Genomic DNA, 9,183 nt, shown 5'->3' on the forward strand with positions numbered 1-9,183 from the left:
CCCCGGGCGCGTGGGGGGTGCGCGGGCCCCCGAGAGGCCAGGCTGGGCGGCGGGACGGAGGTCCCTCCCCCCGACGGACGACAAGGGAGCTCGCCGTGGCCCACGCAACCGACCCGCCCGCACCAGGCCCCGCACCCGCCGCCCCGGACGACGCGGCCGCCGGCGGGACGCGCTCCCGCGTGAGCCTGTACGTCAACGGTGTCCGCCGCGACCTCGACCTGGACCACCGCGTCACCCTCCTCGACGCCCTGCGCGAGCACCTGGGCCTGACCGGCTCCAAGAAGGGGTGCGACCACGGGCAGTGCGGCGCCTGCACCGTCCTCGTCGACGGCCGGCGCGCCAACGGCTGCCTGCTGCTCGCCGTCGCCCTCGACGGCCGCGCCGTCACCACCGTCGAAGGCCTCGCCGCACCCGACGGCTCCCTCCACCCCCTCCAGCGCGCCTTCATCGCACACGACGCCTTCCAGTGCGGCTACTGCACCCCCGGCCAGCTCTGCTCCGCCGTCGGCGCGCTCCGCGAAGCCGCCGCGGGACACCCCTCGCAGGTCACCGCCCCCGCTCCCGGGGAAGGACCCGTCACCCTGACCGCGCCGGAGATCCGGGAACGGCTCAGCGGGAACCTGTGCCGCTGCGGCGCCTACCCCGCGATCGTCCGGGCCGTGGCCGAAGCGGGCACGGACGCCGCGGCCACCGCCACCGGAGCGGAGGTACCCGCATGAAGCCCTTCGCCTACGTCCGCGCCACCAGCCTCCGCGAGGCCGCCGAGGCCCACGCCGCGCACCCCGGCGCCCGCTACCTCGCCGGCGGCACCAACCTCGTGGACCTGATGAAACTGGGCGTCGAGACCCCCACCACCCTCATCGACCTCTCCCGCCTCCCCCTGGACGACATCACCGAACTCCCCGACGGCGGCCTGCGCGTCGGCGCCACCGTCCGCAACAGCGACCTCGCCGCCGACCCACGGGTGCGCGCCCGCCACCCGGTCCTCGCCCAGGCCCTCCTGGCCGGCGCCTCCGGCCAGCTGCGCAACGTCGCCACCACCGGCGGCAACCTGCTCCAGCGCACCCGCTGCGCCTACTTCCAGGACCTCGCCAAGCCCTGCAACAAGCGCGAACCCGGCAGCGGCTGCGCGGCCCGCGAGGCGATCCACCGCGACCACGCGGTACTCGGACACTCCGCCCACTGCATCGCCACCCACCCCTCCGACATGGCCGTCGCCCTCGCCGCGCTGGACGCCCGGGTCGAGCTGTACGGCGGACCCGACGGCACCCGCACCGTCGCGGCCGCCGAACTGCACCGGCTGCCCGCCGACCACCCCGAACAGGACACCGTCGTCCGCCCCGGCGAGATCGTCACCGCCGTCCTCCTGCCCGCCCCGGCGCCCGGCTCCCGCTCGCTCTACCGCAAGGCCCGCGACCGCGCCTCCTACGCCTTCGCCCTCGCCTCCGTCGCCGTCGTCCTCGACCTCGATCCGGGCGACGGCCGCGTCCGCAGCGTCGCCCTGGCCTTCGGCGGCCTCGCCCCCCGGCCCTGGCGGGCCACCACCGCCGAGGCCCGGCTCACCGGAGCCGAGCCGCACCCCGACACCGTCCGCGCGGCCGTCGACGCGGAACTCGGACGGGCGCAGCCCCTGCGCGACAACGCGTACAAGATCCCCCTCGCCCGCAACCTCGCCTGCGACACCATCGCCGCCCTCGCCGGCACGCACCCCGGTCCCCCCGCCACCGCGTGAGCCGGCGGCGCCGCCGACCAGGACAGGAACACCATGAGCCCCACCTCCGCCACCCTCGACACCTCCGCCCCCACCGCCCCGGCCACCCTCGGCACGCCCGTCCCCCGGCGCGAAGCCCGCGACAAGGTGACCGGCACCGCCCGCTACGCCGCCGAACAGGACCTGCCCCGGCGCGCCTACGCCTGGCCGGTGCCCGCGACCGTCGCCCGCGGCCGGATCACCTCCGTCGACACCGCCGCCGCCCTCGCCCTCCCCGGGGTCCTCGGCGTCCTCACCCCCTACGACGCCCCCCGCCTGGGCCCCTCCGACGACCCCACCCTCCAACTCCTCCAGGACCTTCGGGTACCGCACCGCGGCTGGTACGTGGCGCTGGCCGTCGCCGACACCCTGGAGGGCGCCCGGGCCGCGGCCGACGCGGTGCGCGTCGGCTACGAGCCGGAGCCCCACGACGTGACCCTGCGCGAGGGACACCCCGGCCTGTACACCCCCGAGGAGGTCAACGGCGGCTACCCCGCCCACCGCGAACACGGCGACCCGGACGCGGCGTTCGACGCCGCCCCGGTACGCGTCGACGTGCGCTACTCGGTGCCGCCCCTGCACAACCACGCGATGGAACCCCACGCCGCCACCGCCGACTGGGACTCCGGACGCGGCCGGCTCACCGTGTACGACTCCTGCCAGGGCACCACCGTGGTGCGCGCCGTGCTGGCCGGGCTGTTCGGGCTGGCGGAGGACCGGATCACCGTCCTGGCCGAACACGTGGGCGGCGGCTTCGGCTCCAAGGGCACCCCCCGGCCCCACCTCGTCCTCGCCGTCATGGCCAGCCGGCACTGCGGACGCCCCGTCACCGTGGCCCTGCCCCGGCAGCACATGGCCGCCACCGTCGGACACCGCGCCCCCACCCTGCACCGCCTCCGCCTCGGCGCCCGCCCCGACGGCACCCTCACCTCCCTCTCCCACGAGGTCCTCACGCACACCTCGCGGGTGCGCGAGTTCGTCGAGCAGGCCGCCGTCCCCGCCCGGGTGATGTATGCGGTCCGGGACAGCCGCACCACCCACCGCGTCGCCGCCCTCGACGTGCCCACCCCCTCCTGGATGCGCGCCCCCGGCGAGACCCCTGGCATGTACGCCCTGGAATCGGCCATGGACGAACTGGCCGACGCGCTCGGCATGGACCCCGTCGAGCTCCGCGTGCGCAACGACCCGGCCACCGAGCCCGACAGCGGCCGCCCCTTCAGCAGCCGCCACCTCGTGGAGTGCCTGCGCGAGGGCGCGACCCGCTTCGGCTGGGCCGACCGGCGGGCGCCCCGGCGGGAGGGGGCGCTCCTCATCGGCAGCGGCGTGGCCGCCGCCACCTACCCCGTGTACATCGCCCCGGCCGGCGCCCGGGCCCACGCCCGCCCCGACGGGACCTACCTGGTCGAGGTCAACGCCACCGACATCGGCACCGGCGCCCGTACCGTGCTCTCCCAGATCGCCGCCGACGCCCTGGGCGTCCCGCTCGACGCCGTCTCGCTGTCCCTCGGCAACAGCGCCCTGCCTCCCGGCCCCGTCGCCGGCGGCTCCACCGGGACGGCCTCCTGGGGCTGGGCGGTCCACGACGCCTGCACCGCCCTGATCGACCGGCTGGCCCGCCACCACGGCCCGCTGCCCGGCACGGGGCTCTCCGCGTCCGCCGACACCACCCAGTCGGCCAAACAGAAGTCCCCGTACGCACGCCACGCGTTCGGCGCCCACTTCGCGGAGGTCCAGGCCGACACGGTCACCGGCGAGGTGCGGGTGCGTCGGCTCCTCGGTGTCTTCGCGGCCGGCCGCATCCTCAACCCGCGCACGGCCCGCTCGCAGTTCATCGGGGGCATGGTGATGGGGCTGGGCATGGCCCTGACCGAACACAGCACCCTGGACCCGGTGTTCGGCGACTTCGCGGAACGCGACCTGGCCGCCTACCACGTACCGGTCAACGCCGACGTGCCCGCCGTCGAGGCCCACTGGATCGACGAACACGACAAGCACCTCAACCCGATGGGCAGCAAGGGCATCGGCGAGATCGGCATCGTCGGAGCGGCGGCGGCCATCGGCAACGCCGTGAGCCGGGCCACCGGCCGCCGCCTGCGCGACCTGCCCCTGACCCCGGACCGGATCCTGACCGCCCTCACCGCCCCGGACCCCCGGCCTGTGTGAGACCCGCCGCACGGGGCACCCGGGAAGGGAGAGCAAGCCGGCCCACCGGAAGGAACACCCGCCATGACCGAGAACGTCTGGAACTACGACGAGACGACCGCCCGGCCGCAGGGCATCGACCTCCGCGGCTTCAAGGTCGAGGCCACCGACGGCGGCATCGGCAAGGTCGACCGGCACTCGGAGGAGGCCGGCGCCGCCTGGATCGTGGTCGACACCGGGGTGTGGATCTTCGGCAAGGAGGTCCTCCTGCCCGCCGGCACCATCTCGCGCATCGACGTGGACGAGGAGAGGATCCACGTGGACCGGACCAAGGAGCAGATCAAGAACGCCCCCGAGTTCCACCGCGAGAAGCACCTCGACAACCCCGACTACCACGACGAACTGGCCGCCTACTACTACCTCCCGGGCACCCCGTTCGGCGGCCCCTTCTGACCCGGCACGAGGAGCAGCACGTGAACGAGCACGGCAAGCACGGCAAGCACGGCAAGCACGACGAGCACGGCAAGCACGACGAGCACGGCGAGCACCCCCGGAGCACCCCTCCCTCGAAGGCCGTGGGGGAGAGCGGCGACCGCAAGGCCCGCGAGGAGGCCGAGGACGCGGTCATGCCCGGCAGCCACGACGGCGAGGCCGGCGACGCCCTCACCCCGAACACCGACACCCAGCGCCGCACGGCCCACCGCGACCGACGGCCCTGACCCGCACGGCGACGGCTCCCCGGCGGACCCCGGGGAGCCGCGTGTACGTACGGCCGCGCAGGGCACACGAGGTCCATGACCGTACCCAAGACAAGCGTGCTCGTACTGGACTGCGCCGAGCCCGAAGCGCTGGCCCGCTTCTACGCCTCCCTGCTGGGCGCCCGGACCGCCCCGGCCGGGGGCGACCCCGACCTCCTCCTCGTGGCCGGCCCCTCGGGCACCGTGCTCGGCATCCGGCGGGACCCCGACCGCGTACCGCCCAGCTGGCCGCTCCCCGACGGCCCCGAACAGCCGCACCTGCGCATCCTCGTCGAGCCGGACGCCCTCGACGAAGCGGAACGCGAAGCCGTGGCCCTGGGAGCCCGCCCGCTGGCGGTGGACACCCCCACGGCCGACCCCGCCGGCCGGACCACCCACCGCCGCTACGCCGACCCGGCGGGCCACGCCTTCGTCCTGGCGGCCGCCGGCCGGCCACCGGCCGGGGCACGGGCTCGATAGCATGCGCCGCATGCCCATCAAACTCGAGAACGTCGGCATCGCCGTCCGCGACCTGGAAGCGGCGATCGCGTTCTTCACCGACCTCGGCCTGACGGTCCTCGGCCGGGACACCGTCAGCGGCGAGTGGACGGACACCGCGGTCGGCCTCGACGGCAACCACGCCAAGATCGCGATGCTCCAGACCCCGGACGGCCAGGGCCGCCTCGAACTCTTCGAGTACATCCACCCCGAAGCGATCGAGACCCGGCCCACCCGCCCGCACGACATCGGCATGCACCGCGTCGCCTTCTCGGTCGACGACATCGACGAAGCCCTGGCGACCGCGGCCCGCCACGGCTGCCACCCGCTCCGCGGGGTGGCGACCTACGAGGACACCTACAAGCTCACCTACGTCCGCGGCCCCAGCGGCATCCTCGTGATGCTCGCCCAGGAACTCAAGAAGGACTGACCGCTGCCGGGGGGAACCCCGCCCCGCGGAGCCGGTCGGGGCGCCGTGGGCAAATCGGGTTGCCCGGACGGCCGGGTGCCGGTGATCATCCAGGGGATTCCGCCCCCGATCACCGGAGACACATGAGCACCGAACTGTCCAAGGCCTGGGAACTCCTCGAATCCGGCGACCCCCAAGAGGCCATGCGGACCCTGCGGCGCGCCGCCGACGGGCTCGCGTCCGCCGAGGTCGCCCCGCTGGTGGCCAGGCTGGCCGAAGGGGCCGGGTTCACGGACCTCGCCGAGGCCTCGGCGGACCTGGCGGCGCGTCCCGCGGAGGCCGAGGGCCTGTACCGATTCGGCTACGCCTGTGTCGAGCGCGGCATCCCCGCGCTGGCCGTCCCCGCGCTCCGGGAGGCACTGCGCCTGAGCCTGGCGCCCCCGCCCGAGCCCGAGCGCACCGGCCTCTTCCGCCGCAAGGCCAAGCCGCGCGCCGGCACGCGCCTCGCGCCCCGGCGGGTGCTCCTCGAACTGGTGACCGCGCTGGAGCAGCTCGAGCGGCACACCGACGCCCTGGCGCTCCTGCACGCACACGACTCCCTCATGGAGGACTGGCCGGACCGCTACCTGACGGTCTACAACGCCCTCATGGCCGGCCGGACCGACACCGCCCGGCAGGTCTTCGACCGGCTGTCGGAGCCCGAGGGCGTCTGGGTCGCGCCGGGCCGACGCGTCGGCCGGATGCTCGACCGCGCCGCGGCCCTCCCGCCGGCCGGCGACCAGGACCTGCGCGGCTGGCACCACGCCCTGACCGGCGGTCTGCTCCTCACCCTCTCCCCGCACGGCTTCGACCAGGGCATGACCGGCCGCTGGGCCTTCCTCCAGGACGACCTCGACTCCTGCCGCCACGGCCTGGAGCGCCTGCGCACGGTCCTGGCCGCCACCGGCCGCGAGCCCGCCTCCGTCGGCCTGCTGCCGGACCGCGGCAGCCGGGCGCTCGGCCTGGCGGCGGCCCGGCTGCTCGGCCTCCCGGCCCACCCCTACCGGCCGGGCACCCCGGACGTGCTGGTGGTCGCGTACGACCTGACCGCCTGCGACCCCGACACGGTGCACGCGCTGACCGAACGGGCCCCGGGCGAAATCCTCTTCGAGCACGCCACCTGCTGGACCGAGACGCCCGGTGCGACGGCGGACGTCTGCACCCTGCTGGTCCAGAGCGTGACCGCCCCCTGGGAGCCCGGCCTGCGGGTCTCCGAGGACGGCCGGCCGGAGCGCACGGAGCCCGACGGCCGGTCGGCCGAGGAGCTGGCCGAGGCGATCCTGGCGGCCGACCCCGCCGCGCCGGAGGGCGACGGGCGGACACCGGCCGACCCGGACGCCGCGCTGGCGGCGTTCGCGGCCCGCGCGGCCGGGCTGTGGGCGGACGGCCCGCGCGACCGCATCCGCTCCTCGGGCCCGGTGCGCAGCGGCCGCTTCGACTGAGGCGGGGCGCCGCACGCGGGGCGCGGCACGCGGGGCGCGGCACGGGGGGCGCCGCACGGGGGGCGCCGGATCAGGGCTGCTTCGGGGCGACCGTCACCTTGTACGTGGTACCCGCCTTGCCGCGGGTGTCCACCGTGACGGTCTGCCCGTGCCCGTCCCACCCGGCCTTCCCGCCCTCGACCGTGACCCGGTAGCCGGCCGGGTAGGTGTCCCGGGGCACGGTGATCAGGGTGGGACCCTCGGCGCCGTGACGGGTGCGGAAGGTGAGGGTGTACGTCCGCGTGGCGGGGTCGTAGGCGAAGCCCAGCGGGTCACCGGCGACGGCCGGCGCGTACGGCTGCACGAGGAGCCGCGCCTCGGGCTTCACCGCGCCCGTCCCGTCGAGGAAGCAGTAGCCGCCGCCCTTGCACCACTGCCACCACGTCCAGCCGCTGGAGAAGCGGTCCAGGGCGGCCGTCATGTCGGTGACGAACCGGCCCGCGTGCGGGACGTACGGGTTGCCGCCCCACTCGCCGACGATCACCGGCATGCGGTTGCGGCTGGGGTAGTCACTGATCGCGGCCTCGTAGGCGGGGATGAAGGTGCCGTCGGGGTCGTAGTCGCCGCCGGTCTCCATCGAGGTCTCGTAGAAGTGCGGCGCGTACCCGGCGTGCGGGTCGTCGATGCGGCCCAACCGGGTGGGGACGCCGAGACCGACGATGACGGTGGGCTCGACGAACACCCACGACCTGCGGTCGACCAGGCGGACCGCCCGCGCGAGCCGGTTCCACATCTCGGTGAGCTCGCCCGCCTCGAAACGGCCCGCGGCGGCGGGCAGGTCCTCACCTTCGAGGAACTTCGCGAACGGCTCGTTCATCAGGTCGTATCCGAGCAGCGCCGGGTGCCCGCCCAGGGCGGAGGCGACCGTCATCCACATCCGGGCGTGCGCGGCGCGCAGGTCGGCGTCCTTGTACAGGTGGTCGAAGGCGGCCTGCACGGACGGCTCGAAGTACTCGGAGAACCAGTCCTCCGGCACCGGGTGGAACGGCAGCCCGTCGTCGCGGGAGGCCCAGTCGGGCACGCCGCGGGAGCCGAAGTGCGGCCCGTACACGTCCTGGTGGGCGTCGAGGACGACCTTGACGTGGTACCGGTCGGCCCAGTCGAGGATCCGCCGCATCCTGCCCAGGTAACCGCGGTCGTAGTGGCCGGGGGTGGGTTCGAGGTCGTCCCAGAAGAACGCCAGGCGCGCCAGGTTGAAGCCCCGGGCCGACATGTCCCTGAGGTCGCTCTCGTGGATGTCGGCGAACGCGTCGGGGCCCCGGCCGCTCTTGTCGGCGAGGTTGAACCCGCGCCACTGCAGCGCGCGTCCTCGGCCGTCGGCGATGAAGGTACGGCCCCCGACGGTGACCCGGTCGGGGGCGCTGCCCGACCGGGCCTGGGCCTGGGCGGGCAGGACACCCAGCAGGAGGGCCGCCACGGCGAGCGCGACGGGGGCGGAGCGGAGGGACCGGCGCATGCGGGAGAGCCTTTCGCGTGTGGCTTCTCGGACGGAGTGCTACTGGCCGGTCGGATGTTACTGACGAGTGGCCCAAGTTCCCATCACTTCGCCGCAGTTGCCGAAATCGGCCGACGGCACCTCGATCGTCAGTCGAGGACGCCGTGTGATCATGTGGGTCCACTCCGGGGAGGCGATGGTGCTGAAGAGGGGCGCGCGGTGGGCCGCGGGCGCGATGGCCGCGGTCGGGATGCTGCTGCTCCTGGGCCCCGGCGCCGCACCGGGCGGCGGCGCCCCCCTGGCCGGCCGGCTGCCGGCCGACGCCCCCGCGCAGGTGGTACCGGACCGGGTCGCCACGTGGAACATCTGCAATCCCTGCGGCGGGAGCGGGCGCAACCTCGGCCGGGCCAAGGAGATCGCCGCCTCCGCGCCGCAGGTCATCGGCCTGCAGGAGGCGTGCGTACGGGACGTCGAGGAGATCCGCACCTACCTCCGCGAGGTCTACGGGCTGGCCTACCGGGTCGCGTACGGAACCGTCCTCCGCAACTGGAACCGCTGCGGCGGCCTGCCCTGGCGGCCGGGCGGCTTCGGCCAGGCGATCCTGTCGGCGGCGCCGATGACGGACCGGGCGAGCGCCGCGTACCCCGACGGCGGATCGGAGCCCCGCGGCTACCTGGCCGTCACCACCCTGG

10 protein-coding genes are annotated in these 9,183 nt (G+C 75.2%); 9 read left to right on the forward strand and 1 reads right to left on the reverse strand.

The window, feature by feature from the left end:
* The first annotated feature begins 95 nt into the window (after window positions 1–95).
* The 8 genes from ACFVXK_RS34055 (at window position 96) to ACFVXK_RS34090 (ending at window position 7,017) form a co-directional block, all read left to right on the forward strand.
* On the forward strand, window positions 96–719 hold the full coding sequence (locus ACFVXK_RS34055) for a 2Fe-2S iron-sulfur cluster-binding protein (protein ID WP_389619710.1): 624 nt from the start codon (window positions 96–98) through the stop codon (window positions 717–719).
* Complete coding sequence (locus tag ACFVXK_RS34060) at window positions 716–1,732, forward strand: FAD binding domain-containing protein (protein WP_389619713.1); 1,017 nt, start codon at window positions 716–718, stop codon at window positions 1,730–1,732. The genes ACFVXK_RS34055 and ACFVXK_RS34060 overlap by 4 nt, the downstream gene beginning before the upstream one ends.
* Window positions 1,733–1,765: 33 nt before the next feature.
* Complete coding sequence (locus ACFVXK_RS34065; protein WP_389619716.1) at window positions 1,766–3,913, forward strand: xanthine dehydrogenase family protein molybdopterin-binding subunit; 2,148 nt, start codon at window positions 1,766–1,768, stop codon at window positions 3,911–3,913.
* Window positions 3,914–3,976: 63 nt separating this feature from the next.
* A complete protein-coding gene (locus ACFVXK_RS34070; RefSeq protein WP_389619719.1) occupies window positions 3,977–4,345 on the forward strand; it encodes a PRC-barrel domain-containing protein in 369 nt (122 codons plus the stop codon).
* A gap of 20 nt (window positions 4,346–4,365) precedes the next feature.
* Window positions 4,366–4,611, forward strand: coding sequence for a hypothetical protein (locus ACFVXK_RS34075; protein ID WP_389619721.1), 246 nt, complete (start codon window positions 4,366–4,368; stop codon window positions 4,609–4,611).
* Window positions 4,612–4,686: 75 nt separating this feature from the next.
* Complete coding sequence (locus ACFVXK_RS34080; RefSeq protein WP_389619724.1) at window positions 4,687–5,109, forward strand: VOC family protein; 423 nt, start codon at window positions 4,687–4,689, stop codon at window positions 5,107–5,109.
* Between the two features lie 10 nt (window positions 5,110–5,119).
* Entirely contained in the window at window positions 5,120–5,557 is a 438-nt protein-coding gene (locus ACFVXK_RS34085; protein WP_389619727.1) for a VOC family protein, read from the forward strand.
* Between the two features lie 122 nt (window positions 5,558–5,679).
* Window positions 5,680–7,017, forward strand: a complete 1,338-nt coding sequence (locus ACFVXK_RS34090) for a hypothetical protein (protein ID WP_389619730.1) — start codon at window positions 5,680–5,682, stop codon at window positions 7,015–7,017.
* A gap of 70 nt (window positions 7,018–7,087) precedes the next feature.
* Here the strand turns inward: ACFVXK_RS34090 and ACFVXK_RS34095 are convergent, their stop codons facing one another.
* Window positions 7,088–8,512, reverse strand: coding sequence for a cellulase family glycosylhydrolase (locus tag ACFVXK_RS34095; protein ID WP_389619733.1), 1,425 nt, complete (start codon window positions 8,510–8,512; stop codon window positions 7,088–7,090).
* A 151-nt stretch (window positions 8,513–8,663) separates the two neighbouring features.
* Between ACFVXK_RS34095 and ACFVXK_RS34100 the strand changes: the two genes are divergently transcribed.
* A partial coding sequence (locus ACFVXK_RS34100; protein WP_389619736.1) for an endonuclease/exonuclease/phosphatase family protein occupies window positions 8,664–9,183 on the forward strand: 520 nt, incomplete at its 3' end.

Origin of the sequence: Streptomyces sp. NPDC058157, assembly GCF_042884105.1 — a bacterium.
Classification (GTDB): Bacteria; Actinomycetota; Actinomycetes; order Streptomycetales; family Streptomycetaceae; genus Streptomyces.

Coding starts and splice junctions, on each gene's coding strand:
- ACFVXK_RS34060 (WP_389619713.1), top strand. CDS start 716: ATGAAGCCCTTCGCCTACGTCCGCGCCACCAGCCTCCGCGAGGCCGCC.
- ACFVXK_RS34065 (WP_389619716.1), top strand. CDS start 1,766: ATGAGCCCCACCTCCGCCACCCTCGACACCTCCGCCCCCACCGCCCCG.
- ACFVXK_RS34070 (WP_389619719.1), top strand. CDS start 3,977: ATGACCGAGAACGTCTGGAACTACGACGAGACGACCGCCCGGCCGCAG.
- ACFVXK_RS34080 (WP_389619724.1), top strand. CDS start 4,687: ATGACCGTACCCAAGACAAGCGTGCTCGTACTGGACTGCGCCGAGCCC.
- ACFVXK_RS34085 (WP_389619727.1), top strand. CDS start 5,120: ATGCCCATCAAACTCGAGAACGTCGGCATCGCCGTCCGCGACCTGGAA.
- ACFVXK_RS34090 (WP_389619730.1), top strand. CDS start 5,680: ATGAGCACCGAACTGTCCAAGGCCTGGGAACTCCTCGAATCCGGCGAC.
- ACFVXK_RS34095 (WP_389619733.1), bottom strand. CDS start 8,512: ATGCGCCGGTCCCTCCGCTCCGCCCCCGTCGCGCTCGCCGTGGCGGCC.